1 protein-coding gene is annotated in these 617 nt (G+C 70.3%); it reads right to left on the reverse strand.

Annotation, left to right across the window (positions count from 1 at the left end):
- On the reverse strand, nucleotides 1-617 hold a 617-nt coding region (locus tag ACFWEP_RS34435), incomplete at both ends, for an ABC transporter ATP-binding protein (RefSeq protein WP_387376207.1).

The raw sequence follows: 617 nt of genomic DNA on the forward strand, positions 1-617 counted from the left end.
GGAAAGGACCCCTTCGGCTACGTGCTGAACGCCCTGCCGCAGCCCCTGATGCCGCGTACACGCCGCCCAGGCGCATCAGCTCCTCGTGCGTGCCGCTCTCCGCGACCTTGCCGTCCTCCATCGCCACGATCCGGTCGGCGGCCCTGATCGTGGACAGCCGGTGGGCCACCACGAAGACCGTCCGGCCCCGCACCAGCCGGGCCAGCGCCTCCTGCACCAATGCCTCGGAGCGGGTGTCCAGCGCGGAGGTCGCCTCGTCGAGGATCAGTACCTTCGGGTCCCGGATCAGCGCGCGGGCGATGGCCAGACGCTGCTTCTGGCCACCCGACAGCCGGGCCCCGCGCTCGCCGACGACGGTATGGATGCCGTCGGGGAGGGACTGGACGAACTCCAGGGCGTTCGCGTCGCGCAGCGCCTGGCGGACCGTGTGTTCGTCGGTGTCGCCGAGACCGTAGGTGACGTTCTCCTCCACCGTGCCCTCGAAGAGGATGGACTCCTGCGGGACGACCGAGAGGAACCGCCGGTACGTGCGCAGATCCAGCGACGCCATGTCCCGGCCGTCGAGCAGAATCCGCCCGGACGTCGGCCGGATGAACCCGATCAGGAGGTTCAGGACG

The sequence above is a fragment of the Streptomyces sp. NPDC060198 genome, assembly GCF_042728415.1.
GTDB lineage: Bacteria > Actinomycetota > Actinomycetes > Streptomycetales > Streptomycetaceae > Streptomyces.